The organism is Aeromonas sp. FDAARGOS 1407 (assembly GCF_019048725.1).
GTDB classification, from domain to species: domain Bacteria; phylum Pseudomonadota; class Gammaproteobacteria; order Enterobacterales; family Aeromonadaceae; genus Aeromonas; species Aeromonas enteropelogenes.
This window is the reverse complement of sequence record NZ_CP077399.1, coordinates 2,612,090-2,637,919: the sequence shown is the minus strand read 5'-3', so window position 1 is coordinate 2,637,919 and position 25,830 is coordinate 2,612,090. Positions and strand designations below refer to the sequence as shown.

General features: G+C 59.8%; 22 protein-coding genes, 1 pseudogene and 1 riboswitch. Of the genes and pseudogenes, 4 read left to right on the top strand and 19 right to left on the bottom strand.

Annotated features, from left to right (window positions below; translation table 11 throughout):
* Window positions 1-14: 14 nt before the first annotated feature.
* The 5 genes and pseudogenes from I6L37_RS12660 to I6L37_RS12640 form a co-directional block, all read right to left on the bottom strand.
* The gene (locus I6L37_RS12660; RefSeq protein ID WP_216992009.1) at window positions 15-776 is read right to left on the bottom strand and encodes a Nif3-like dinuclear metal center hexameric protein; all 762 of its coding nucleotides are present in this window, start codon (window positions 774-776) and stop codon (window positions 15-17) included.
* Window positions 777-896: 120 nt separating this feature from the next.
* Complete coding sequence (locus I6L37_RS12655; protein ID WP_216992008.1) at window positions 897-2,237, bottom strand: sigma-54 dependent transcriptional regulator; 1,341 nt, start codon at window positions 2,235-2,237, stop codon at window positions 897-899.
* Window positions 2,234-3,268 (bottom strand): PAS domain-containing sensor histidine kinase, encoded by a 1,035-nt coding sequence (locus I6L37_RS12650; protein WP_216992007.1) that lies wholly within the window; start codon window positions 3,266-3,268, stop codon window positions 2,234-2,236. The genes I6L37_RS12655 and I6L37_RS12650 overlap by 4 nt, the downstream gene beginning before the upstream one ends.
* Window positions 3,269-3,374: 106 nt before the next feature.
* Window positions 3,375-4,797 (bottom strand): annotated as a pseudogene (locus I6L37_RS12645) (sigma-54 dependent transcriptional regulator).
* Between the two features lie 242 nt (window positions 4,798-5,039).
* The gene (locus I6L37_RS12640) at window positions 5,040-5,909 is read right to left on the bottom strand and encodes a DUF2726 domain-containing protein (RefSeq protein WP_216992005.1); all 870 of its coding nucleotides are present in this window, start codon (window positions 5,907-5,909) and stop codon (window positions 5,040-5,042) included.
* Window positions 5,910-6,144: 235 nt separating this feature from the next.
* Here I6L37_RS12640 and I6L37_RS12635 point away from each other — a divergent pair, with 235 nt between their 5' ends.
* The 3 genes from I6L37_RS12635 to ppx all read left to right on the top strand — a co-directional run bounded on the left by I6L37_RS12635 (window position 6,145) and on the right by ppx (window position 10,279).
* Window positions 6,145-6,657 carry a glycine cleavage system protein R gene (locus I6L37_RS12635; protein WP_042025450.1) on the top strand — a complete coding sequence of 171 codons (513 nt, stop codon included), beginning with the start codon at window positions 6,145-6,147 and terminating at the stop codon, window positions 6,655-6,657.
* Between the two features lie 72 nt (window positions 6,658-6,729).
* Window positions 6,730-8,799 (top strand): polyphosphate kinase 1, encoded by a 2,070-nt coding sequence (ppk1, locus tag I6L37_RS12630; RefSeq protein ID WP_026456854.1) that lies wholly within the window; start codon window positions 6,730-6,732, stop codon window positions 8,797-8,799.
* Window positions 8,789-10,279 carry an exopolyphosphatase gene (gene ppx / locus I6L37_RS12625; protein WP_216992004.1) on the top strand — a complete coding sequence of 497 codons (1,491 nt, stop codon included), beginning with the start codon at window positions 8,789-8,791 and terminating at the stop codon, window positions 10,277-10,279. The genes ppk1 and ppx overlap by 11 nt, the downstream gene beginning before the upstream one ends.
* A gap of 68 nt (window positions 10,280-10,347) precedes the next feature.
* Here ppx and mgtE read toward each other — a convergent pair whose 3' ends face one another.
* The 14 genes from mgtE to I6L37_RS12555 all read right to left on the bottom strand — a co-directional run bounded on the left by mgtE (window position 10,348) and on the right by I6L37_RS12555 (window position 24,965).
* Window positions 10,348-11,697 carry a magnesium transporter gene (gene mgtE / locus I6L37_RS12620; RefSeq protein WP_216992003.1) on the bottom strand — a complete coding sequence of 450 codons (1,350 nt, stop codon included), beginning with the start codon at window positions 11,695-11,697 and terminating at the stop codon, window positions 10,348-10,350.
* Between the two features lie 123 nt (window positions 11,698-11,820).
* A riboswitch (M-box (ykoK) riboswitch) is annotated at window positions 11,821-11,990 on the bottom strand.
* 174 nt (window positions 11,991-12,164) lie between these two features.
* Entirely contained in the window at window positions 12,165-13,373 is a 1,209-nt protein-coding gene (gene flgL / locus I6L37_RS12615) for a flagellar hook-associated protein FlgL (protein ID WP_124238183.1), read from the bottom strand.
* A 4-nt stretch (window positions 13,374-13,377) separates the two neighbouring features.
* Window positions 13,378-15,381: a flagellar hook-associated protein FlgK gene (gene flgK / locus I6L37_RS12610; RefSeq protein ID WP_216992002.1), complete on the bottom strand. Its 2,004-nt coding sequence runs from the start codon at window positions 15,379-15,381 to the stop codon at window positions 13,378-13,380.
* 3 nt (window positions 15,382-15,384) lie between these two features.
* Complete coding sequence (gene flgJ, locus I6L37_RS12605; RefSeq protein WP_042025444.1) at window positions 15,385-16,452, bottom strand: flagellar assembly peptidoglycan hydrolase FlgJ; 1,068 nt, start codon at window positions 16,450-16,452, stop codon at window positions 15,385-15,387.
* A 43-nt stretch (window positions 16,453-16,495) separates the two neighbouring features.
* On the bottom strand, window positions 16,496-17,593 hold the full coding sequence (locus I6L37_RS12600; RefSeq protein ID WP_061475498.1) for a flagellar basal body P-ring protein FlgI: 1,098 nt from the start codon (window positions 17,591-17,593) through the stop codon (window positions 16,496-16,498).
* 8 nt (window positions 17,594-17,601) lie between these two features.
* Entirely contained in the window at window positions 17,602-18,273 is a 672-nt protein-coding gene (flgH, locus tag I6L37_RS12595; protein ID WP_026456464.1) for a flagellar basal body L-ring protein FlgH, read from the bottom strand.
* A 14-nt stretch (window positions 18,274-18,287) separates the two neighbouring features.
* Window positions 18,288-19,076: a flagellar basal-body rod protein FlgG gene (gene flgG, locus I6L37_RS12590; protein ID WP_216992001.1), complete on the bottom strand. Its 789-nt coding sequence runs from the start codon at window positions 19,074-19,076 to the stop codon at window positions 18,288-18,290.
* Between the two features lie 14 nt (window positions 19,077-19,090).
* Window positions 19,091-19,837 carry a flagellar basal-body rod protein FlgF gene (gene flgF / locus I6L37_RS12585; protein ID WP_026456462.1) on the bottom strand — a complete coding sequence of 249 codons (747 nt, stop codon included), beginning with the start codon at window positions 19,835-19,837 and terminating at the stop codon, window positions 19,091-19,093.
* Window positions 19,838-19,989: 152 nt separating this feature from the next.
* The gene (flgE, locus tag I6L37_RS12580; RefSeq protein ID WP_042071978.1) at window positions 19,990-21,369 is read right to left on the bottom strand and encodes a flagellar hook protein FlgE; all 1,380 of its coding nucleotides are present in this window, start codon (window positions 21,367-21,369) and stop codon (window positions 19,990-19,992) included.
* 10 nt (window positions 21,370-21,379) lie between these two features.
* Window positions 21,380-22,126, bottom strand: a complete 747-nt coding sequence (locus tag I6L37_RS12575) for a flagellar hook assembly protein FlgD (RefSeq protein ID WP_216992000.1) — start codon at window positions 22,124-22,126, stop codon at window positions 21,380-21,382.
* 15 nt (window positions 22,127-22,141) lie between these two features.
* Window positions 22,142-22,561 (bottom strand): flagellar basal body rod protein FlgC, encoded by a 420-nt coding sequence (gene flgC, locus I6L37_RS12570; protein ID WP_216991999.1) that lies wholly within the window; start codon window positions 22,559-22,561, stop codon window positions 22,142-22,144.
* A complete protein-coding gene (gene flgB / locus I6L37_RS12565; RefSeq protein ID WP_026456458.1) occupies window positions 22,561-22,959 on the bottom strand; it encodes a flagellar basal body rod protein FlgB in 399 nt (132 codons plus the stop codon). Before flgB ends, flgC begins: the two co-directional genes overlap by 1 nt.
* Window positions 22,960-23,210: 251 nt before the next feature.
* Window positions 23,211-24,035: a protein-glutamate O-methyltransferase CheR gene (locus tag I6L37_RS12560; protein WP_042025440.1), complete on the bottom strand. Its 825-nt coding sequence runs from the start codon at window positions 24,033-24,035 to the stop codon at window positions 23,211-23,213.
* A gap of 18 nt (window positions 24,036-24,053) precedes the next feature.
* On the bottom strand, window positions 24,054-24,965 hold the full coding sequence (locus tag I6L37_RS12555) for a chemotaxis protein CheV (protein WP_042025439.1): 912 nt from the start codon (window positions 24,963-24,965) through the stop codon (window positions 24,054-24,056).
* A gap of 143 nt (window positions 24,966-25,108) precedes the next feature.
* Here I6L37_RS12555 and flgA point away from each other — a divergent pair, with 143 nt between their 5' ends.
* Window positions 25,109-25,792 carry a flagellar basal body P-ring formation chaperone FlgA gene (gene flgA, locus I6L37_RS12550; RefSeq protein ID WP_082037454.1) on the top strand — a complete coding sequence of 228 codons (684 nt, stop codon included), beginning with the start codon at window positions 25,109-25,111 and terminating at the stop codon, window positions 25,790-25,792.
* Window positions 25,793-25,830: the final 38 nt, after the last annotated feature.

Genomic DNA, 25,830 nt, shown 5'->3' with positions numbered 1-25,830 from the left:
GCAGCTAATCGAACTTACACCGGATTGTCGATATCGATAAAGGTCACATCCAGCCCGTGCACGGTGGCGAGCCACTCCCCCAGCGCCTTGACGCCGTAACGCTCGGTGGCGTGATGACCGGCGGCGTAGAAGTGCATCCCCATCTCGCGGGCGGTGTGGATGGTCTGCTCGGACGCCTCGCCGGAGATGAAGGCATCGATGCCCTGCTCCGCCGCCAGATTGATGTAGCTCTGGCCACCGCCGGTGCACCAGGCCACGGAGCGAATAAGCTCGGGGCCACAGTCACCGCAATGGAGTGGCTCACGGCCAAGGCGCTCGGCGATGAGCCTGGCAAAATCGGCTCCGCTCATGGGCTCATCCAGCTTGCCCACCATGGCGACGCTCTTGCTGTTCCAGGGCTCCAGCCCGCGGCGCACCTTGATGCCCAGCAACTGGGCCAGCTGGGCGTTGTTGCCCACCTCGGGATGCACGTCCAGCGGCAGGTGATAGGCGAACAGGTTGATGTCGTGGGTCAGCAGGGTCTTGATGCGGCGCTGCTTCATGCCGGTGATCTGGGCCGGTTCGCCGCTCCAGAAGTAGCCGTGATGGACCAGGATGGCATCGGCGTTGGCGGCCACTGCCGCATCGATCAGGGCCTGGCTGGCGGTGACGCCGGTCACCACCTTGCGAATGCGCTCACGCCCCTCCACCTGCAGGCCATTGGGACAGTAATCCTTGATGGCGTGCGGTTCGAGCAGATGATTGAGTACGGTTTCGAGTTTTCGATGAGAGATCATAAGGGTCCCTTATTAAGGCTCGAGCCCCTGTTTTACCAATAAAAACAGGGCCCAGGCTCAAAGCGCCAAGGGCCCCATGATAATCGAGCCGGGCCGGCAAGACCATGACAGCCCCTACATTCAGGCAGGCAGGTCGATCCCCGCCTCCCGCATCTGCGCCAGCTTGTAGCGCAGGGTACGCGGGCTGATGCCGAGCCGGTCGGCCACCTCCTTGCGACTGCCATTGCAGTCCTGCAGGGTGTCGAGAATGATCTGGTGCTCCTGCTGTTTGAGCTCGCTGCCGAGGCGATCCCCGCCATAACTGCGATCGGGCATGGCCCCCATCTCCTGCTCGTCCACCTCTTCCAGGATGAGATGCCCCTCGCCGATGACGCCGTCCGGACTCAGGATGAGGGCACGCTGCACCACGTTGTCGAGCTCGCGCACATTGCCGGGCCAGGGGTGAGCCAGCAGACACTCGCGTGCGTCGGCCTCCAGTTGTGGCGTTGGCAAGCCCTGCTGGCTGGCATGCAGCGCCAGCAGGTGTTCCGCCAGCGGCAGTATGTCGCCGGGGCGTTCGCACAAGGACAACCAGCGCAGCGGAAAGACGTTGAGGCGGTAGTACAGGTCTTCACGGAACAGGCCGTCCTGCACCGCTTTTTTCAGATCCCGGTTGCTGGTGGCGATAACCCGCACATCGAGGGGGATCATCTTGCGACTGCCGAGCCGCTCCACCTCTTTCTCCTGCAGTACCCGCAGCAGCTTGGCCTGCAACCCGAGATCCATCTCGGTGATCTCGTCAAGGAGCAAAGTGCCTCCCTGGGCCTGCTCGAACTTGCCCGGGCACCCCTGCACCGCGCCGGTGAAGGCCCCCTTCTCGTAACCGAACAGGGTCGCCTCCAGCATGTTTTCCGGAATGGCGGCACAGTTGATGGCGATGAAGGGTTGCTCGGCGCGGCTGGAGTTATCGTGAATGTAGCGAGCTAGCACCTCCTTGCCGGTACCGCTCGGGCCGGTCACCATCACGGTCGCCTCGCTTCTGGCCACCCGAGTCGCCAGCTGGAACAACTCGGCGGTCTTGGGATCCCCGTACACCACGGCGCGTTTTTCCACCTTCTGGGCCGGCACGTAACGGCTGACCTGATTGAGCAGCACCTCGGGGGAAAAAGGCTTGGCCAGATAGTCGATGGCCCCCTCGCGCATGGCGCGCACCGCGCCGTCGATGTTGGCGTAGGCGGTCATCAGGAGGACCGGCAACTGCGGATATTGCTGACGAATGGTGGCCAGCAGGGTCAGGCCATCCATGCCCCCCATCTGGATATCGGAGATCACCATGTCAAAGTTCTGGCGCGAGAGGGCAAGCAGGGCCCGCTCGCCGCTGTCCACCTCACGGCACTCGTAGCCGCCGAGCAGCAGGGTATCCACCAGCGCCTCGCGCAGGCCATTGTCATCTTCAACTACCAGGATCCTGGCCTGTGTCATGCTACACCTCCAAGCTGCACCGACTGCTGATGCAGGGGGAACGACAGAGTAAAACAGGTGCCTTCACCAAGCACGGAGGCCACGCTGACCTCCCCCTGGTGGGCACGTACGACGGATTGCACCACCGCCAGCCCAAGGCCTGTGCCCTGGGAGCGGGTGGTAAAGAAGGGTTCGAACACCTGGCCGAGCTGATGGCTCGGGATCCCCTTGCCATTGTCGATGACGCGCATCTCCACCCGGGTACCACTGCGCACCGCGCTCACCAAAAGCGAATCGGCCCCCGCCTGCTGGGCGTTGGCGATCAGGTTGTTGATGGCTCCCGACAGCGCGTTGCTGTTGGCCAGCAGGCAGAGATCGGGCTCCGGCGCCTGTATGTGCAGCTCACATCCTTGCTGCAGGCAGAAGGCCTCGGCCCCCGCCTGTACCTCGGCCATCAGTCCCTGCACCGAGATGGGGGTGACCACCTGATTGTCGCCGTTGCGGGCAAACAGCAGGATGTCGTTGATCTGCTTTTCCAGATCCTTGAGCCTGTCCATCAGCTTTTGCTGAAACTGGCTGCGGGATTCGGGCTTGAGGGTACGGTTGGCCAGGTTGGCGCCATAGAGCATGGCGGCAGAGAGTGGCGTGCGGATCTGGTGGGCCAGCGAGGCGGCCATGTTGCCAAGGGCCGACAACCGCTTCATGTGGTTGACGCGATCCTGCAGCTTGCGGGTCTCGGTGAGATCGTTGATGAACACCAGCTGGCCGGGCTGATCCGGCAGGGGCTGGGTCGAGAGCTGGACCCGGCGACCATCGCGCAGGGAGATCTCGTGGCCGTCATCTTCCCGGGGCTCGAAGCAGCGAGCGATGACCTGACGCCAGAGTTCCCCTTCCAGCGGCTCCCCCAGCAGGGAGAGCGCGGCCGGATTGGCCCGGGTGATCACCCCGGCGCCATCGAGCAGCAACACTCCGGTGGGGAGTGCCGTGAAGATGGCGTAGAGCTGGCTCACTTCGTGGGACTGGAGTGGCATGTCCTGCTGCAAGATTGTCATAAAGCTGACCTCAAACTGGCAATTTGGTCAGCTCATTCAATTTTCATGCCACTAAATTAAATCAATTAAAACAAAGAATTAAAGACAGGCGTCAAGGCATTGACCCTTAGCCCTCCTTGCTCATCCCGTACTTTTTCATCTTCTCGACCAGGGTGGTACGACGCATGCCGAGCAAGTCGGCGGCGCGAGCCACCACCCCCTCCTGGGACTCCAGGGCCTGGCGGATCAGCTCCACCTCGAGGTCGGCCAGCATCTCCTTGAGATTGACCCCCTCCTCCGGCAACTGCATGGAGCGGGCCGAGCTGAAGGCGTGATCCAGCTCTGGCGGGTCCTGGAATACGGCGGCCAGCGCATCGCGCTCGTCCATCTCGGTCAGTCGCTCGTCCCGTGGCTCGCAGGGCAGCAGGCGGTAACGGCTCGGCAAGTCCGCCACATCGACGATCTGGTGCGGATAGAGGATGAGCAGGCGCTCCAGCAGGTTGGAGAGTTCGCGCACATTGCCGGGCCAGGGGTACTGCATCAGGGACTCCATGGCGCGCTGGGTCAGGCGAATAACGCCCTGGTGCTGCTCCGCATGGCGGTTGAGCAGCTCCTGTAGCAACAGGGGAATATCATCACAGCGATCCCGCAGCGGCGGCGTCTCGATGGGAAAGACGTTGAGGCGATAGTAGAGATCCTCGCGAAAATCCTGGGTGCGGATCATCGCCTCCAGATCCCGGTGAGTCGCGGCGATGACACGCACATCGGCCTGGATGGGCTTGCCACCGCCGACCCTGTCGAACATCCGCTCCTGCAATACCCGCAGCAGCTTGACCTGCATCGGCATCGGCATGTCGCCGATCTCGTCAAGAAACAGGGTGCCTCCCTGAGCCAGTTCGAAGCGACCACGGCGAGCGGCGATGGCACCGGTGAAGGCCCCCTTCTCGTGGCCAAACAGCTCGCTCTCGAGCAGTTCGGCGGGAATGGCACCACAGTTGATGGGCACGAAGGGACCAGCACTGCGGGTTGATAGTTCGTGGATGGCCCTCGCCACCACCTCTTTACCGGTCCCGGATTCCCCCAGGATCAGCACGTTGGCATCGGTTTCGGCCACCTGACCGATGAGGCGGCGCACCTCCTGGATCCCCTTGCCCTTGCCCACCAGCAGGCGCAGCAGGGGCCTGCCCCTTATCGTGGGTCTGCTGGCGAGGATGCAGGGAGACAAACGCCTGACAGAAATGCAGATGGCGAGTGAGGGATTCGTAAGTGATGGGGGCCTGCGCCACACCGATGAAATTGCTGTTGTCGAGATCGGCATCGATCAGGGAGAGAAACGGCGTGCGGGGGAAGGCCGCCAGCAGCTCGGGCAAGGGGCGCTCCGTCAGCTCACCCACCAATACCCCCTGCAGCGGGCCGGCGGATTCGATGGCAACGTCGAGGTCCCCTTCGGCCACATCCTGCCACGGGATCCCCATGAACGAGAGCACTGTTTCCAATTGCTGACGCCGTGCTTCATCGGCATCAACAATCAACACGCCCATCTCCACCATATCCACCTCTCGCGATTACATAGCTAACTTATTGTTTTATTTGATTATAAAACGCTCGTTGACGGTTCCTTTGCGGCACACAAAGTGCCAAAAATCCGACACATTGTCAAAAATTGTCGTAGTCAGGGTAAGTGTATCGACACAAAGAGGGGAGAAGATAAATTTTGCCAACGATTTTTTTGCGCAAGCAGAAACGGGGAAAACGGCCCGCCAGGCGGGCCGTGTCGGCACTCCCGATAAGCTCAGTGACGGGAATGGTGAGGAGCTGCGTAACGGCACTCGGGAAAACGACTGCAGGCGAGAAATAGCCGGCCGGCATGAGGGCCTTTTTTGGCTTCCCGCTCCACCAGCGGGGCATCGCAGCGAGGGCAGTGGGGGACGTCTTGCTCCTCATCATCCTCCGGATCGTCGAACAGCAGAGCGGCCAGCTCCTCTTCTGCTGGCTCGGACACGACGGTTGTCCTGGTGACAGCCAACTCGGGTTCGGTTGACGACAGCCCGGCCAGGGGGGCAGCCCGCTTATGCTCTTTGCCTTCCACATCGACCCCATCGAGCAACAACGGGTTGAAGGTAGGTTCTCGCCGCTCCCCGGGCAGCAGCTCATCGGCCTGCGGTTCACGCCTCTTGGTCAACAGCGGCTGAAGCTGCTCGCGCAGATCTTCCACCAGATAGTGGCTGCCTGCGGGGATCTGCAGCAGGGGAAAACCGGCGCCGTCACAGGCCGCCTTCAGGAAGCTGTCACGCACCTTGCGCTTCTGGTGACGGGGGCCGCTTTCATCGAGCTCGATGGCGCAGACAAAAGAGAGATCGGCGGGATGGCATAGCAGGTAATCAAAATGCTTGCCCCCTATCTTGCCTGCATACTGCTGCCATTTGTTCTTGCCAAGGGCGGCCTGTGGCACCAGCACGTCCACCACCGGCACCTTGGCAAAGACCCTGGCCTGTTCCCCTGCCGCCTGTTCCAACACGGTGAGAAAGGCCCGTTCGGCGGGGTTTAGCAGGGTCTCCTGCAGCTCATAGGGCAGACGCTGCGGGCGCCGACCCCGACGCCAGACGATCGCCAGCACGAGCAGCGCCAGCAACAGCAAACCCGAAAGGATGAGGATATTCATGAAAACGCGATCCAGTTCACGACACGACAGGGCGCTCACTCTACCACAGCCGTCGTGGCACAAGGCAGCCGGCAATTGAGGTGGATAAGCAAAACGCCCCGCTTTTTGTCCATTTGCCTGCGAACGGGGCTTCATATGGCCTGCCACAGCAGGCACAATGCTAGGGTCGGTTGAGATGGCGTTGCACTCGCGACGACATCCCGGCCGGACTAAAAACCATTCCAAGGAGAGCAGGATGCAAAAGCAATTGGTGGTCACCGTGATCGGTGCAGACAAACCCGGGATCGTCGAAAGCCTGGCGGCCGTCATCAGCCGTGAGCAGGGCAACTGGCTGGGCAGTGCCATGAGTGAATTAGCGGGCCAGTTTGCCGGTATCCTCCATGTATCGGTGCCCGAAGAGCACTATCGCAGCCTGTGCGAAGCGCTGGCCATGCTGCCAGGCCTCACCATCAGCTTCGCCGAAGGAACCCCCTCGGCAGAGCCAGTCAACCAGATGATGATGACGGTCACCGGCAACGATCGCCCCGGTATTGTCCACGAGGTGGCCAGCATCTTGCGCCAGCTCAACATCAACGTGGCCGACCTCACCACCGGCTGTGAACCGGCCCCCCACTCCGGCGCTCCGCTCTTCTATGCCCACGCGCTGGTCGCCCTGCCCGACGAGCTCGAAATGGAGACCCTGATCGGCGCACTGGAGTCCCTCTCCGACGATCTGGTGGTCGATATCGACGAGGGGTTTGGCGAGTAATATTTTTGTCATTGAACTGTCATATATTCACGCCATACCAGCCCCTAAAACGGATCGACACAGAGGCACAAGATGAGCACCGACAAGCTGTATGAAGAGAAAGAGCTGAGCTGGCTCTCATTCAATGAACGGGTGTTGCAAGAGGCGATGGACAAGACGGTGCCCCTCATCGAGCGGGTCCGCTTCCTCGGGATCTTCTCGTCCAACCAGGACGAGTTCTTCAAGGTGCGGGTATCTGACGTCAAGCGCCGCATCCTGATCAACGAGGTACACGGCGGCGATGACGAAGCCAAGGTGTTGCTGCGGGCCATCCAGCAGAAGGTGATGGCCCTTGGCGAGGCGTTCGACAACACCTACAAGGAGCTGCTGATCGCGCTGGCCCGCCACAACATCTTCTTGGTCAACGAGAACCAGCTCTCCGAGAACATCCAGAAATGGCTGCGGGTCTTTTTCCGGGAGAAGGTGTTGCGCCACATCATCCCGATCCTGCTCAACAAGGAGGTCAACCCGGTCAAGTTCCTCAAGGATGAGTACACCTATCTGGCCATCGAGATGAAGAAGAATGGCCAGGTGATCCAGTACGCCCTGGTGGAGGTACCCACCGACGATCTGCCCCGCTTCTTCCAGCTGCCGCCGGAGGGCACCCGGCGCAAGAAGCAGATCATCATCCTGGACAACGTCATCCGCTTCTGTCTCGACGAGATATTCAAGGGCTTCTTCGATTACGACGAGATTGCCGCCTATGCGGTCAAGCTGACCCGCGACGCCGAGTATGACCTCTCGGATCAGCTGGACTTGAGCCTGGTGGACAAGATGAGTGATGGCCTGAAGCAGCGCCTCACCGCCATGCCGGTACGCTTCGTCTACGAGCGTGAGATGCCGGCCGCCATGATAAGTTTTCTCAAGCTCAAGCTGCAGATCAGCTCCTACGACGCCATCATGCCCGGCGGACGCTATCACAACTTCAAGGATTTCATCGGCTTCCCCAACGTGGGACGGGACTATCTGGAAAACCCCAAGCTGCCGGCCCTGGAGTGCCGCGACTTCGACGGTTTCGTCAACGCCTTCGACGCCATCACCAGGCAGGACATACTGCTCTACTACCCGTACCACAAGTTCCACCACTTCACCGAGCTGGTACGTCAGGCGGCGTTCGATCCGGCAGTCAGTGCCATTCGCATCAACATCTACCGGGTTGCCAAGAAGTCGCGGATCATCCACTCCCTCATCGATGCCGCCAACAACGGCAAGAAGGTGACGGTAGTGGTGGAGCTGCGCGCCCGTTTCGATGAGGCGGCCAACATCGACTGGGCCAATATCCTGACCAATGCCGGAGTCAAGGTAGTGTTCGGGGTACCTAGCCTCAAGATCCACTCCAAGCTCTGCCTCATCACCCGCCACGAAAATGGCGAAGCGGTGCGCTATGCCCACATCGGCACCGGCAACTTCAACGAGAAGACCGCCAAGATCTACACCGACTTCTCCCTGCTGACCCGCCACCCGGACATCACCGCCGAGGTGGAGAGCGTGTTCGAGTACATCGAATACCCCTACCGGCGCTACAAGTTCAACCACCTGCTTGTCTCCCCCATCAACAGCCGCCGCCAGCTCTACCGGATGATCGACAACGAACTGGCCAACGCCAAGGCGGGCCAGCCCAGCGGCATCACTCTCAAGATCAACAACCTGGTGGACAGAGACCTCATCAACCGGCTCTATGCCGCCAGCCAGGCCGGGGTGCCCATCCAGATGATCATCCGCGGCATGTGCGCCCTGCGCCCGGGTGTGCCGGGTCTTAGCGACAACATCCGGGTCATCAGCATCATCGACCGCTTCCTCGAACACCCGAGGGTGATGGTGTTTCACAACAAGGGCAATCCCCAGCTCTACATCTCCAGCGCCGACTGGATGAGCCGCAACATCGACGGGCGGATCGAGGTGGGCACCCCCATCTATGACGAGCGGCTCAAGCAGCGCATCCTCGATATTCTCGAGCTGCAACTGAGCGACACCTGCAAGGCGCGGGTCATCGATGCCGACCAGAAGAACGAATACGTGAAGCGGGGCAACCGCCGCAAGATCCGCTCCCAGGTCGCGATTTACGACTACCTCAAACGTATCGAGGCCAACAATGGACAATAGTCTGTATGCCGCCGTGGATCTCGGCTCCAACAGTTTTCACATGGTGATCGCCCACCTCTCGGAGGGGCGCTTTCGCATCGTCGATCGCATCAAGGAACGGGTGAGGCTGGCGGAAGGGATGGATGAGCAAAAGCGGATGAGTCCGGAGGCGATGGCCCGCGGCCTCGCCTGCCTGGCGCTGTTTGCCGAGCGGCTCACCAACATCAGGCCGGAGCATATCCGCATCGCCGGCACCTATACCCTGCGCCGCGCCAGCAACGCCCGCGAGTTTGTGAGCGAGGCGGCCAAGGTGCTGAACCACCCCATCGAGATCATCAGCGGTCAGGAGGAGGCGCGCCTCATCTATCAGGGGGTCGCCCATACCCAGCACATCGAGGGTCAGGTGCTGGTGGTAGACATCGGCGGCGGCAGCACCGAGCTCATCGTCGGCGAGGGGTTCGAACACAAGGCGCTCACCAGCCGCAAGATGGGTTGCGTCAGCTTTACCCAGAGCTTCTTTGCCGGCGGCAAGCTCACCGAGAAGGCCTTCACCAGCGCCGTGCTGGAGGCCCAGCACCAGCTCGCCCCCATCATCAACCAGTACCGCAAGCTCGGCTGGCAGAGCTGCCTCGGCAGCTCGGGATCGATCCGCACCGTGCGGGACGTGCTGCAAGGGGAAGGCTGGACCGACGGCGGCATCACCCTGGCGGGGCTGGAGCGACTCAAGGCCGAGATGATTGAACGCAAGCGGGTGGACAATCTCAAGCTGAGCGGCCTTTCGGAGGAGCGCCAGGAGGTGTTCGCCGCCGCGGTGGCCATCCTGCTCGGGCTCTTTACCTCACTGCCCATCGAGCGGATGGAGTACTCCGACGGCGCCCTGCGCGAAGGCTTGCTCTATGAATTCGAGGAACGGCTGCAGCACCACGACATTCGCGAGCGCACCGCCCAGGCTCTCGGCCTGCACTACAAGATGGACAAGAGGCAGGCCGCCCGGGTCGAGCAGAGTGTCTTGGCCCTGTTCGATGCCCTGCAAGCGCCCTGGCAGATGCCGACCGAACCTTATCGCGCCATCCTCGGCTGGGCGGCGCGGCTGCACGAGATTGGCCTTGCCATCAACTACAGCGGCATCCATCGCCACTCCGCCTATATCCTGCAGCACACCGACTTGCCCGGCTTCAACCAGGACGATCAGGCCCTGCTGGCGGCGCTGGTACGCTTCCAGCGCAAAGGGCTCAAGCTCGCCGAGCTACCCGCCCTGCCCAACCACGACGAGCAGACGGTGCTGCGCTGCATCCGCATCCTGCGCCTCGCCGTGGCGGCCCATCACAAGCGCCAGGATGACATGCTGCCCGAGCTGCACGTGCAGGCGGCCGGCGATCAACTGGTGGTCAACCTGCCCGCCAGCTGGTGCGAGGAGAACCGGCTCTTGATGCAAAACTTGGAAAAAGAGCAGCGCTACTGCAATGAACAGGACTGGCCCCTGCTGTTTCACCTCACTTGACAAACCGGCCGCTCACAGCAAAACAAAAAGGCAGCCACTGGCTGCCTTTTTGCTGATGGGCTTCTTGCTTACGCCCCCTGCAGTTGCGGTAACAAGAGCTTGGCAATTTCGAAGTAGATGATGAGACCGGTGCCATCGACCAGGGTGGCGATGAAGGGCGCCGACACCACGGCCGGATCGATCCTAAAACGACGCAGCACCATGGGGATCACCGAAGCGACAGTGGCACTCCACAGCACGATGGCGATGATGGTCAGGGTCACCACCAGTCCAATCTCGGGCCCAACCCCCAGGCTCCAGGCCCGCACCCAGGCGGCCAGCGCGATGGCCAGGGAAATCAGCACACCGGTGGATAGCTCCTTTCTCAGTACCGAGCCCAGATTGCGCAGGCTCACCTCCCCCACTGCCATGGCACGCACGATCGTGGTGGTGATCTGGGTGCCACTGTTGCCACCGGTGCCGATGAGCAGCGGAATGAAGAAGGCCAGGGCGATGACCGCCTCCAACTGCTCTTCAAACGCCCGCAATACGGTGCCGGTGTAAGCTTCAGCCACGAACAGGACCAGCAGCCAACCCACCCGCTTGCGCCACAGCTGCCAGGGGGTCGCCTGCAGATAGGAGGTATCGAGGGGCGATGAGCCCCCCTGCATCTCGGCATCCTCGGTGGATTCGCGCTCCAGAATGTCGGCGGCATCGTCGAGGTGAAAGATCCCCACCAGGCGCCCTCTATCCTCCACCGGCAATACCTGGAGGTCACGGTCGATCAGCAGGCGCGCCGCCAGCTCCTGATCCGCCCGTGCATTGATCCGCACCGCTTCCCTGTCCATCAGGGTCGCCACGCTCGCCTGCGGATCGGCGATCAACAGCGCCTTGAGGGAAATGCTCCCCAGAAGTTTGCCCTCCCCGTTGACGACGTAGATTTGGCGAAACAGCCTGGCGTTGTCCCAGGCATCGTGGAGCAGTTGCCGGGCCCGGCCTGCAGAGTCGGCTTCCCGCACCGCCAGATACTCCTGGCGCATGTTGGCCCCTACCGATTCGGTGGGCCAATCCAGCAGGGCCTCGTACATCTCCCTGGCCTGCGCCGGAAAACGCTCGAGCAACCGGGGGCGATCCTTGCGGCCCAGTTTGCGCAATATGGTCGCCATCTCCCGGCGGGGGATAGCCTCCTGCAGCACGCTGACTATGCTGCCATGCAACCTCAGCAGCAGGTTGCCGGCACTCTCCGCCGGCAGCGCCCCCAGCAGGGCGCCCCCTTGCGTGACCGGCAGGGTGTCAAAGACACAGTTGAGCTCTTCGGCCTTCAGGGTCAGCAGTTGATCGGCGCGCTGGACCGGATCCAGATTGTGCGCCAGCCAGCCCTGCAGGGCCGCCAGATCGAGCAGTTGATGACGATTGAGAAGGGTGTGTGTTTTCTTCATCACAGATATCCTCATGTGATTTCAGGCAAGCCTGAACACATCCGGCAGAGCGCCGGATGCGACGACAAGAAAACAGCAATTTGATGGACGAGTAATAGGCAGGAAATGACGCCGTTCGGCGTGTCATCATCCCCACGTACCAGCTTTAGCACTGCATAACGTATCCGGCATGCCGGAAGCCACTTGGGTTGACACCTTAATCCGATGAAAACTGTCCTGATCTTGGGCGTCTCTGGACGTCGTGAGATCAGTGGCCTGTGTTTATACAGGAGCCTCGCCTAACGAGATGCTGCAAATAAGACGCACAACCCCTGTTGTGCGGGCGGCATGATCAGCCAATCGGCCAGAGGGGTCAACCCAGGGCGCGGCAAAAATAGCCATACGCAACAGCTTGTTACAATTGTCGGCGGATTGGGTGTAAGGCGGGATAACAAAAGGCCCCGAAGGGCCTTTTGTTATTTCATGCATCAGCGGATGTAGTCGAACAGGGTCAAGCGGCTTATCTTGCTGAACGAGAGCTGGGAGGCGCTCAGGGCGGCGTCCTCCTTGGCCAGAGTCGAGATCACATCGTAGAGATCCGCTTCCGAGACCTTGGCCCGCGCCTCGGTATTGAGGGTGCTGAGCCCCTCGTTGGAGTTCATCACCTGCTCCAGGCTGTTCATCCGGCTGCCGAGATCCCCCAGCCCGCGATCCATGTTGAAGCGGGCGTTGTTCATGTGCACGCTCGCGTCGGCCACCGACAGCTGGAAGTTCTCCGGGGTGATGGAAGGATCGCGCAGGTCGTTGATGAAGTTCGACATGCCGTTCAGGATATTGTCGTTTTGCGGCGGATCCAGCACCAGCTCCTGGGCGGCACCGCCGGCCGGCAGATCCAGGGTCAGCTCCATCCCGTTGAAGGGGATCTTGTTGCCCGCCACATAATCCCCCGACTGCACCGGGTTGCCTCCAGCATCCAGGATCTCGTAGGTATCCGGGGTACCCGCCGTGGTGGTGATGGTGTACTTGTTGCTGGCCAGGGAAGAGTCGTAGTTGTTGCGGTAGAAGCTGTCGAAGTTGCCCTGATCGGCGATCTCCACCTTGAGATTGCCGGTGGTGGCGCTGGCGGTACGGCGGGTGGCCACGATCTGGAACAACCCCTGGCCCGAGTCGTTGGCCGCGATCTCGACGGTGGGCGAGACCTGGATGTTGCGCTGACCCGTGTCTCCCTGAAACACATAGTTGCCGCTCGCATCCTTGATGAAGGGCTGGTTCTTGCTCTGGTTGCCCCCGAAGATGTACTCCCCCTGGGAGTTCTTGCTGTTCATCAGGTCGAAGATCTGCTGTTGCAGCCCTTCCAGCTCGCTGGCGATGGCCTTGCGGTCATCGAAGCTGACCGCCGAGTTGTTGGCCTTCTGGATCAGGGTCTGGGCGCTCATCATGGCGGTGTTGATGGAGCTCAGCACCGTCTCCTCGTGACCCAGGCTGTTCTCCAGCAGACTGCCGTTGACCCCGTACTGCTTGAACAGATCGATCTCCTTGGTGAGGGCCATCTTCTGGCTCATGCCGGAGGGATCCTCCCCCGCCGTCTTGAACTTGTTGCCGGTCTGCAACTGCTCATAGGCGTTGGCGATCCGTTCGTTGGCGTTGTTCAGTGAGCTGAGGCTGCGGTTGTAAATCATGTTGGTGGTGATACGCATGAACTTACCTCACGGAAGAGAGCAGGGTGTCGAAGATGGTCTTGGCCGTGCTGACCACCTGGGCCGAGGCGGCATAGGATTGCTGGAAGCGGATCAGGTTTGCCGCCTCCTCCTCCAGGTTGACCCCTGACACGCTTTCGTAGATGCCGGAACTCTGGATAAGCTTGGCCTCATTGGCCTTGAGCTGGGTACGCGCCTGACTGGTGTTGTTCCCCACCCCCATCACCAGGCCGGAATAGGCTTCGTTGAAAGTCATCTTGTCGTTGCTGGTATTGCCGCTGCTGCTCTTGCGCACCAGATCCTTGTTCTGCAGCTCGGCCAGCGCCAGGCCGTTGCTGTTGTCGGCAAAGCCATCCTCGTTGTAGCTGATGGTGAAGGTATCCTTGGGCTCGACCGTTCCAGTGATGCTGAACTCATAGCCCGGCGTCTGCTTGGGATCGCTGTAGACAGGCGTGCCCGCCGGGAAGGGGTTGACGATGGAGCCCATCAGGTTCTGCCCCTTGCTGGAGGCGGGGGCCACCCCGATCAGGGTGGTGCCGTCCTTTGCGTAGACTTCGTAGTTGCCGGCACTGTCGATCTTGATGACCTGGGGCGCGGCCGGATCCAGGCTGTTGGCGGTAAAACTCGAGCCGGCCCCGGTGTTGAAAATGCCGTTCAGCTTGATCTCGGCACTGCCAAAGTTGTTGCTGTCCTTGTCCCCCTTGAGGGGTGATGCCAGGGCCAGATCTTCGGGCCGGGTGATCAGTTGCTCCACCCCGGCCGCGGCATGTTTGGTTGGTTGCAGTAGCAGCTTGTCACCGGCGGCAGGCGCTCCGGTGAGATCCACCGAAAGACCATGGCCCGGGATCTCGAAGGTCGTCGGCGGTGTTGTGCCCGTGGTGATGGAGGTACGGTTGCCGTCCTTGTCCAGGGAGAAAACCTCGTATCCGGTCGCACTGCTGAACTGGATCTCGTAATCGAAGGTGGTCACCTCCCCCCCCTTGCCGGGCACGAAGTTGACCGTGGCCCCCGCCGACCCGGCGTTGTCGCTGTAGGGCAACCCCTTGCTGCTGGGCAGGGAGAAGATGTCGCCGCCGATCTCGTTGTCCAGATCCATGCCGAGGTGGTTCTGGCGGTTCATGGCATCGGCCATGGCGACCGCCAGCTGGCCCAGCTCACGCTGGGTCGGTTCCAGATCGTCGCGGGCGGCAAACAGACCGCCCAGGGCGCCGCCAAAGATGGTGTGGTCGATATCGGCCTCATTCTTGCCCATGGTCAGCTTGAGCTCCAGGGAGCGGGAGTCCGGATCGCCGGCCACCGTCTGGAACTGGGCCACGCCGCCGTCGAGCACCAGCGAATGACCGGTGCTGAGGTTGACCAGCATGCTGCCATTGGCCTGGGGCACGGTGCGGATGTCCATCTTTTCAGAAAGCTGGCGAATGGCCTCGTCTCGCTGATCGAACAGCATCAGGTTCTCTTCGGGAGAGCCCTGGGTGCGCAGGATGGCCTGGTTGAGATCATTGATGCTGTTGAGCAGGCTGTTGACCTGCTTGGTCTCGTCCTCGATGCGCTTGTTGATGGTATCCATCTGCGTGTCGAACTGACCGGAGAGGGTGTGGAAGCGGTTCACCAGATTGCCGAGTTCGGTCATGGTGGTCTTGCGCCCGCCAATCTCGGCAGGGGACTCGTTGGCGGTGTGAAACGCTTTGAAGTAGGAGGTAATGGCCGTGCCGACGCTGTTGCTGGTATCCCCGAGCAGGCCGTCAACGGTGGAGAGCTGTTCAAAGCGGGTGGCGGAGGCGTGATAGGCTGAGGTGTCCCGGCGCATCTCCCCCTGGGCATAGCTGTTGATGATCCGCTCGGTCACCATGTCCCCCGTGCCCAATCCGATGGAATTGGTATAAACCAGCGTCCGCTCGCGCACATAGCCCTGGCTGTTGATGTTGACTATGTTGTTGCTGGTGGTCTGCAGCAGGCGTTGCTGTGCCAGCACGCCCGAGGTACCAATTCCAAGCAGATCGCTTGCCATACGTTACAGCTCCCTTTCGTTGTATTGGGCAATGGCATCGCTGCGCAATACCTGTTTCAGTTTCCTGGCATAGTGGGGATCCGTGGCATATCCCGCCTGCTGCAAGGCTTCAAAGTAGCGGTCCGGACTGTCCACCTTGGCCAGCGCCCCCTTGTAGCGGGTGCCCGAGGTGAGGAAATCCACGTAGTCGTTGAAGCTCTCTTCAAACGATTCGTAAGAACGGAAGGCCGCCTTCTGGCGCGAGGCCACTCCCTGCTCATACTCCAGCGTGCTGACCACGGTTTTCGGCCCCTGCCAGCGCGGATCGGCCTTGATGCCGAACAGGTTATGGGTTATCTGGCCTTCGCCATCCCGGATCACCCGCTTGCCCCAGCCACTCTCGAGGGCAGCCTGGGCCACCAACACCGCCGGGCTCAGGCCCAGCTTGTCGGCCGCCTTCTTGGCCAGCGGCATCAGGCGGTTGACGAACTCCTGCGGAGTGTCAAAACCCTGGCTGCCATCCTGCGCAGTCGCGCCAGCGCTGTGTCTGGGCCCCATCGGAGGCACGGTGCGGTGAGTCCGGCGCGGCGCGGCAAGGTCACGTTTCTCTTGCGCCATCTCCTTTTCAGCAAAATCTTTGCCAACTTTTGAGGCTTCAATCAAATCATTGGCGGCAGCGGTGGGCGGCTGATAGGGCTTGTAGACCCGCTCGGTACGCTGGGGCATCTTGAGGATGCGGCCATCGCTGTGGGTGAAGGTCTCGGGCGAAAGCTGTTTGGCCACCATGTTGGCCAGCCCCAGGCCGCCCTTGCTGGACATGTCGGCGACCCGCTGTTCGTCGAGCATCCCCTCATAGAACTGGGTATAGCTGCTGCTCATGGGGTTGTCCTGGGTCAGCACCTGGTTGGCCTGGCGCATCCCCTTGAACAGCATCTGGGTAAAGATGGACTCGAACTGACGGGAGGCGGCTTGCAGCGCTTCTGCTTTCCCCTCCTTGCTCTCGCTCTGGCTCATCTGGCGCAGGCGATCCAGGTTCTGGATATCCTGTACGACCCCGAGATTCATGCCGCTGTTGCTGTCAAATTCTGCCATTTCTCATACCTCATTGCCGCCCACGGCAACCCCTTGCCGCTTGTTACAATATGACCAGTTGGCCCTCGATGGCACCCGCCTGCTGCAGCGCCTCGAGGATCGCCATCAAATCGCCGGGGGCCACCCCGACCTGATTCACGGCCCGCACCAGATCGTCCAGGGTCGCACCGGTATCCAGCTTGAACATGCGTCCCTCGGCCTGCTGCACATTGATGGTGGAGTTGTTGGTGACCGCCGTCTGGCCGCCGGAGAGCGGATTGGGCTGGGACACCTGCTGGTTTTCCGCGATGGTGACCGTCAGGCCGCCATGGCTGACGGCGGCCGGCTTGAGGCGTACCTCGCTGCCGATGACGATGGTACCGGTGCGGGAGTTGACGATGATCTTGGCCGCCTCGTTGGCCGGATCCACCTCCAGGTTCTCGATGGTGGCGAGATAGGAGACGCGCTGGCCTGGATCCCGCGGCGCATAGACCTGCACCGAGGTCGCATCGAGGGCCTGGGCCGTATTGGGGCCGACCAGATCGTTGACTACGTCCGCCAGGCGGCGAGCGGTGGTGAAGTCCGGGCGATTGAGGTTGAAGGTGATGGTATCCCCCTGGCTGAAGGAGTTCGGTACCTCCCGCTCCACGGTGGCGCCATTGGCGATACGTCCCACGGTCGGGGTGTTGATTACCACCTTGGAACCATCGGCCCCCTCTGCCCCCAGACCGCCAACCACCAAGCTGCCCTGGGCGACCGCATAAACCCGGCCATCCAACCCCTTGAGGAAGCTCTGCAGCAGGGTACCGCCACGCAGGCTCTTGGCCTCGCCGATGGCGGAAACGGTCACGTCTATGGTCTGCCCCGGCTTGGAGAAGGGGGGCAGATCGGCATGGATGGCCACCGGCGCCACGTCCTTGATCTTGGGCTTGATGTTGTCCGGTACCTTGATGCCGAAATTGTTCAGCATGGTACGGAAGGTCTGCTCGGTGAAGGCGTTGTTCTTCTCGCCGGTACCGGGCAGGCCCACCACCAGGCCATAGCCGATCAGCTGGTTGCTACGCACCCCTTCCACCGAGCTGATGTCCTTGATGCGGGCGGCGTAGGCCGCCCCCAGAGGCAACAGGCAGCAGAGCAGGGCCACAAGACGCAGTGACTTCATAACATCTCCTAGAGCGGCCACCAGGGACCATTGAAAAAGCTGGTGAGCCATCCCTGCTCCTGGCTATTGGCCAGATCACCGGTGCCGCCGTAATAGATGCGGGCATTCGCCACCTTCTGGGAGGAGACGCTGTTCTCCGAGGAGACATCCTCGGGACGGATGAGACCCGTGATGCGGATATATTCGTTGCCGTTGTTGAGCATGATCCACTTCTCGCCCCGCACCAGCAGGTTGCCATTGGGTAGCACCTTGGCCACGCTGACCGAGATGTTGCCTTGCAGGCTGTTGCTCTGATCCGCCTTGGCCTGCCCTTTGAAGGCGCTGTTCTGGCCGATGTTGGCGGAGAGATCGTAGGGGCTGGCCGTCACCGGCACGCCACCCAGGGTGACGGTATCCAGGTTGAACTTGTTGTCCTTGCCACTCTGGGTGTTGGCCTTCTTGGACGCCGAGGTCGATTCGGCGAGTTCGATGGTGATGATGTCACCCACCTTGTGCGCCTTGATGTCCGAATAGATGCCATTGACCTGATCCGGTTGAAAAATGGCTCCGGTGGGTTTGACCGATACCGGCTCCGACTCCCCGTAGACGGGAGAAAACTCGGGGTCATCCGGTCTGGGTGTATAGGGCGTGGACGAGCAGCCCCCCAGCACCAGTAATCCCAGCATCCATACGGCTTTCATTCTGGACCTCCTAATTAGGTTCGCTGGATCAGGAAGGACGTCATAGAATCGACGGCGGAGAGCACCTTGGAGTTCATCTCGTAGACACGCTGTGCCTGGATGAGATTGACCAGCTCCTCGGTCACGTTGACGTTGGAGGTCTCCAGCATGCCCTGTTTGATCACCCCGATCCCGTCAGCCCCGGCGGTACCCTGAATGGCCGCGCCGCTGGACTGGGTCTCGACAAACATGTTCTCCCCCATCGGCTGCAGGCCGGTGGAGTTGACGAAATCCGAGATATTGATCTGGCCCACCACCTGGGAAGCACCATCGCCCTTGAGCTGGACCGAGACCTGGCCATCCTCCCCCACGGTGACGCTCTGGGCATCCTGCGGGATCTGGATTTCGGGCTGCAGGGGATAACCGTTGCCCGGGGTCACAATGGTCCCCTCGTCGTTCAGGGTGAACTGACCATTACGGGTATAGGCGGCGCTACCATCCGGCAGCTGGATTTCGAAATAGCCGCGGCCGCTGATCATCAGGTCCAGCGAGTTATCGGTGGTCTGGACGTTGCCCTGGCTGTGGTTTTTTTGGGTCGCTACCACCTTGGCACCGGCCCCCAGCATCAGGCCGGAGGGGAGTTCGGTATCCGCCGAGGAGCGGCCACCTGGCTGGTTGATGTTTTGATAGAGCAGATCCTCGAAGATGGCCCGCGACTTCTTGAAGCCGACGGTGCTGGCGTTCGCCAGGTTGTTCGAGGTGACCGAGATGTTGGTCTGCTGGGCATCCAACCCGGTCTTGCTGATCCAGAGTGCAGGATTCATGTAAAACTCCTTGATTAGCTGATACGCAGCAGCTGGGTTTGGGCCTCGTCATTTTCCTCGGCCGTCTTCATGATTTTGACCTGGGTTTCGAACTGACGTTGCAGCCGGATCAGGTTGGTCATCTCGTCAACCACATTGACGTTGCTCCCCTCGAGGGAGCCGGCAATCAGGCCGACATTGGCGGAGGCCGCCTCGTTCTGGCCATCCTTGCGGCGAAACAGGCCATCCTGCCCTTTCTCCACCGCATCGGCGGCCGGGTTGACCAGCTTGATCCGCTGGAAATCCTCCGGCAGGTTGGCGGCGGCCCCTTCGGGACGGCCACTGATGGTGCCATCCCGGTTGATTTCGATCTTTTCCATTGGCATCGGCAGCACGATGGGGCGGCCACCGTCATCCACGACGTTGAGCCCGGTCGAGGTCTGCAGATTGCCCGTGGCACTCACCTGGAGGTTACCCATGCGGGTAAAGGCCTCTCCCCCCTTAGGGTCCTGTACCGCAATCCAGCCCGGGCCATCCACGGCCACGTCCAGATCCCGCCCGGTCGTCATCAGCATGCCGTGTTGCAGGTTCTGGCCCGGCCGCTCCGTCATGGCAAATACCCGTGACGGCAAGCCTTCGCCAAACGCCTGCATGCTTCTGGCCTGCTCAAAATCAGACTTGAAGCCGATGGTGTTGGCGTTGGCCAGGTTGTTGCCACGAACAGCCAGGCTGTTCATGTTCTCCTTGGCCCCGGACATGGCGATGTAAAGCAGGTGATCCATGGGATCCTCCGTCAAACAGATGACTCTGAGGGGATAACTGCAATTTGGATGCCAACAGCGTGAATTTGGCTCGGTGACGGGATGATTTGCGGATAGTCGAAGGCGGGACAGAAAAGCGCGAGGCGCCTAAAGGCGCCTCGCTATCAGAGAGATCAGCGGATCTGCAATATGGTCTGCTGCAGTGAGCTGTTGACTTCCAGCGAACGGGAGTTGGCCTGGAAGTTGCGCTGCGCCGTGATGAGGTCCACCAGCTCGTTGGTCAGGTCGACGTTGGACTGCTCCAGTGCCGAAGACTTGATGCTACCGAAGGTACCCGAGTTGGGCGTACCGGGCAACGCATCGCCGGAGAGCAGGGATTGACGCCAGGAGGTGTCCCCCACCTGAGTCAGCCCCTGGGAGTTGGCAAACTTGGCCATGGCCACCATGGCGACCTTGACCGTGGTCGCGTTGCTGTAGGTGGCGGAGACGATGCCATCCGGAGTGATTTCGACCTTGGTCAGGCGACCGACGGTGGAACCATCCTGTGTCAACTTGTTGACTTCGAACGGCGAGGCATATTGGGTGATGGTGCCCAGCTTGATCTCCACCTGCTGGGTCGGATCGGCACCGTTGGTGATGATACCGGCACCACCGGCACCCAGCGCTTCAGTCGTGATGACGGCAGGGCTGGTCGGGGTGATCATCTTGCCATCGGCGCCGAACTGGATACGGGCACCCAACGGGGCCTGGCTCAGGCCTGCCGCCATGGTCGGGGCAGAGCCACCGGCGATGTCGATGGGTTTGTCCCCTTCATACAGGTACATGCGCCAAGAGGTGGGATCCGCTGGTTTGGTCAGATCGGCCGGATCGGCCTCCTTGATGAAGTACTGGGTGATGGTATGGGGTTCACCCAGCGAGTCGTAAACCACCACCGAGGTCGAGGATGAGTAGGTTTTCGAATCTTTCGGATCAAAAGTCGACGCATCCGCCGGAATGGCTGGAGGCACGGCTGCCGTACCACCCGCCGGCAGCGGGGTCGCGGTTGAAGGCAGGTTGAAGCTCGCCTCTATCTTGCTGGTCTGAACCGGCTCACCGGCCCGATCCGGGATCTGGATCGGCTTGGTCGCATTGATGCTCACCGCCTTGGGGGTGCCGTCATCGTTGATCTCGTAGCCTTGCAGATAGTGGCCCTGGTTATTGACCATGTAGCTGTTTTCGTTGAGCTTGAAAGCCCCGGCACGAGTGTAGGTGCGATCCAGGTTGGTCAGCCCGTCCGAGGTCACGAAGAAACCGTTGCCCTGGATGGCCAGGTCCAGCGAGTTGTTGGTGAACTGCAGTGCCCCCTGGTGGAACTGCTGCGCCACCGCACCGGTTGCCACACCGTTGCCGACCTGGGTCTTGGCGTTGACGAAGATGGAGTTGGCATAGACGTCAGCAAACTCGGCACGTGATTCCTTGAAGCCGGTAGTGTTGACGTTAGCGATGTTGTTAGCGGTGACGTTAAGGTCTTTCTGTGCCGCGTTGACACCACTTAAAGCGTTGTTAAATGACATGTTCAGCTCCTTAAATCACTGCTGAGGAATTAGGTGTAGTTGGTTGCGTAGGGGTTGTTTCAGGTTTGCTCTTGGTGCCGGAGATCTCCAGGATATCCGTCAGCAGGATGGACCCAAGCCCTTTGAGTTGTACCCTGGTGGGAGAAGCCGAGCTCCCCAGGGTCACACTCTCTACCTGGCCGTAAGTCAGTGCAGGTATGCTCTCTGACTTGCCACTGGCATCGGTACCACTGACTTTGAACTTGTATTTGCCGGCTGGAGCAGGCTTGCCATCCTTGTCGGTACCATCCCAGGTGAACGGCACGTTGCCCTGCTGCTCACCATTGATGACGAAGTCCTTGATGACCTGACCCTTTTCATCCTCGACCGTGATCTTGAGGTTGGAAAGCTTTTGCCCACCGACGGCCGCCACACCGGAAACCTGGCCATCTGTATCGAGATAACCGGTGTCCGAGGGAATAAGGACGCTCTGCCCCACCAGAGACGACGCCTGCAGCGCCTGGCTGGAGGTCATCAGGTCGTTGAGGCTCCCCATCTGGGTCGACAGCTGGTTGATGGCATCCGACGTCGACATGGAGGTCATCTGCGACAGCGTCTGGGCGTTATCAACCGGTTTGAACGGGTCCTGATATGAAAGCTGCATGGTGAGCAGTTTCAGGAATGACGCCTGATCCAGCTCTTTCTTCGGGGTCGTGCTCGTGCCCGATGTCTGGCTTGTCGTACTGACCCCGCCCAGCGTATTGGTGATATCAACCATGTGACAGCACTCCTATCAAGATTTGCCCAGGTTCAACGTCTGCTGCAGCATCTTCTTGGCCGAATCTGCAACCTGAACGTTGGTCTGGTAACTGCGCGAGGCGTTGATCATGTCAGCCATCTCTTCCACCATGTTGACGTTGGGCTTGAAGATGAAGCCGTCTTTGTCCGCCATGGGATGGTTGGGGTTGTACTCTTTGAGCAGGGGAGCCTTGCTCTCGACTATCCCCTTCACCTCAACGCCGACTGACCCTTGTTTATCCGACATGGCATGGTCAAGCTGGGCGGCAAAAATTGGCCGCCTGGCATGGTAAGTTGCCTCCACACTCGAACTGACGCTGTCTGCGTTGGCCATATTGCTGGCCACAGTGTTGAGTCGTACCGATTGGGCACTCATGGCCGAGCCTGCTATGTCAAAGACCTTGAACAAACTCATCACTGATCTCCTTTCAGGGCCTTGAGCAGGCCGCTGATCTTGCCATTCATGAATTCGAGGGAGGTTTGATACTCAAGGCTATTTCGCAAAAACTCGCTGCGCTCCTGCTGCACATCCACCGTGTTGCCATCACCGGTATCAGGTTGCAGCGGGTTGCGGTACTGCACGGTTCCCGGCGCATCCATATTCAGAGCAAAGTGCTTTTCACTGGTGGTCGCCAATCCAAACCCCTGTTGATGCTGGGCTTCCTGCAACGCTTGAGCGAAATTGAGATCCCTGGCCTTGAAACCCGGGGTATCCGCGTTGGCAATGTTGCTGGACAGCACCTCTGCCCGTTTGGCACGCACGCTCAGGGTGTATTGGTGAACCCCGAATGCCTTGTCGAATGAAATAGCCATAGCACACCTCCTGCTTGGAGTATTTGTTAGCAAGAGTTATGCCAGAAAGGTTTCATATCAATAGAATGCCCAGACAGGCAATCCCCGGCTTGGCGGTGGGTCGCTCAAAGAGGCAGACATACTGTCAGTCACGATCAAGCGCAGACAGGTACAGTCAGATAAAAAAATGAGGGAAGCTGTCGCTTCCCTCATTGATGATTCATATGATGCGAGAGGATCCCGCAAACCCTTGGATGGCGTGGCCCCAAGGCTTATTTGACCTTGTAGACAATCCCCGGATTGCAGCGGATCATCTCGAACCGATCAGTCAGCCCGGCCAGCGACTCAGACGCACCCAGCATCAGGTAACCACCCGGGTTAAGGCTGGTGGCAAACTGGTTAAGGATCTTCGACTTCACTTCCGGCGCAAAGTAGATGAGTACATTGCGGCAGAAAATAATGTCAAATTTGCCGAGCAGGCTGTAGCTCTCCAGTAGGTTGAGCGGTCTGAAGGTGGTCAATTTTCTGACTCGCTCGACCACCCGCATCTTGTTGTCGCCACAGGGCTCGAAAAACATCTTCTTGCGCTCGGGAGAGAGGCCGCGCGCCAGCGCCAGGCTGTCATACACCCCTTCCTTGCACTGGTTTAGCATGGTAGTCGAAATATCGGTTCCCACGATCTGAACGCCGCCCGGCAGGGTGCCCGGCTTTTTCATCTGCTGCTCCAGCGCCGTCATGGCTATCGAGTAGGGTTCCTGTCCGGATGAAGAGGCCGCAGACCAGATTTTAACAGGGCGGCCACTCTTGCCCAGTTCGGGAAAGATCTTGTCGGTCAACAGCTGAAAGGGGTAGGTATCGCGAAACCAGAGGGTTTCGTTGGTGGTCATGGCATCCACTACCGCCATTTTCAGGTCACGCTCTCGCACACTCATTGCACGGGTAACCAGATCAGACAGACTCTCAATGCCAAACTGAGCCATCAAGGGTGAAAGACGGCTCTTCACCAGATACTGTTTGTTATCGCCCAGCACAATCCCGCTCTGTATCGCCAGAAAATTGCTGAACTGTTTGTATAAGTCGTCCGAAAGTGTCTTCATGCAGCTGTTCTTCTTTTATCAGAGTGCATTTTGTACGGCCTTGGCCAATTCATCAGGCTGGAACTTGGCAATAAAATTGTTCGCACCGACTTTCTGCACCATTGCCTGGTTGAATACTCCGCTGAGGGATGTATGCAGAATAACATGCAAATCCTTGAGGTTGGGATTATTCCGGATTTCAGCAGTGAAGGTATAACCATCCATTTCCGGCATTTCTATATCCGAAATGACCAGTGCAATCTGATCCTTGATCGGGCCATTTTTGGCCATCTCCAGCAACATGTTCAGTGCATCCCGACCATCTTTTGCCAGCACACACTCCACCCCGATAGCCTGCAGCGCACGCTGAACCTGCTTGCGAGCAACAGAGGAGTCATCAGCCACCAGCACGGGACGACCCAGTGTCGGGTGTTCAACGCTCGCTTCCACCAACTCTTGGCTCACTTCGGTTGAGACAGGGGAAATCTCGTTCAGAATGCGCTCTACATCCAGTATTTCGACCAGCTCCCCATCCACCTCGGTGACGGCCGTCATGTAGTTGATACGACCCGCACCTTTGGGGGGGGGCAGAATGGACTCCCAGTTCATGTTGATGATGCGCTCGACCGAGTGCACCAAGAATCCCTGAATGGAACGGTTGTATTCAGAAATGATGATGAAACACTTGCTCAGATCTTCGATGGGACGTTTGCCCATCGCCATGCTCAGATCGATGACCGAAATGGTCTGGCCACGAATGTGGGCGACCCCGCGAATGCAGGAATTCAATTTGGGCATCACGGTCAGAGGGGGACACTGCAGCACTTCACGTACTTTGAATACGTTGATGCCAAATCTTTGACGACCATTGAGACGAAACAACAACAACTCCAGCCGGTTTTGCCCCACTAGCTGGGTGCGTTGGTTGACCGAGTCCAGAATACTGGCCATAAACACTCCCTAAAAACGCTTGGCACTGTTCATGCATGCGTAATGGATTGCGTCAGACTATCGATGTAGAAACGAACAAATCCTGAAGCAATCATAGTTAATTTGGTGATATGCGTGGATAACTTATCGACCAACGAGCGAAAATGATTAATCGACTTTTACTCATCAGCCTTTTTTTCGGCAGCATCTCCTCCAGCTACGCGTCGGACGTCACGGACTACCTGCAAGAAAGAGCGCAAGAATTCGTCTACGAGCAACTGGCTGTGCCGCTTGATGCCAGGGCGGAGGTCACTGCAGCGACTCTGGATGAGCGTCTACCGCTGACCCGTTGTGAAGACAGCCTGACCATCACCCTCCCGGCAAAAATGGAAATTCGCCGTAATACAACAGTTTACATGAAGTGCGAGGAAGACAAACCCTGGGATGTCTATTTACCTGTGCGGGTGAGCATCCAGAAACCCTATGTCACCGTCACCAACCCGGTCGCAAAGGGGGATCTGCTGACCGAAAGCCAGCTGGTACTGGCCTATCTGGATCAGACCCTGATCCGGGGCGACTACCTCAGTGACACCACGGCCCTCATAGGGGTGCGCAGCAAGCGGGAACTCAAGCCGGGGCAACCCGTCCGGTTAAGCCAGGTCTGCGTGGTGTGCAAAGGGGATCAGGTCACCCTGACCGCAGAAAATAACCACTTTGAAATCAAAACAATGGCCCGAGCCTTGCAAGATGGCAGCTTCGGAGAGATCATCAGGCTCGTCAACATTCGCTCCGGTAAAACCGTGCAGGGAAAGGTCAGCGCAGTGGGTGCCGTCACGGTCACTTTCTAATATCCGGATCGTCGACAACTTTTTTCTAAAGTTCTGAC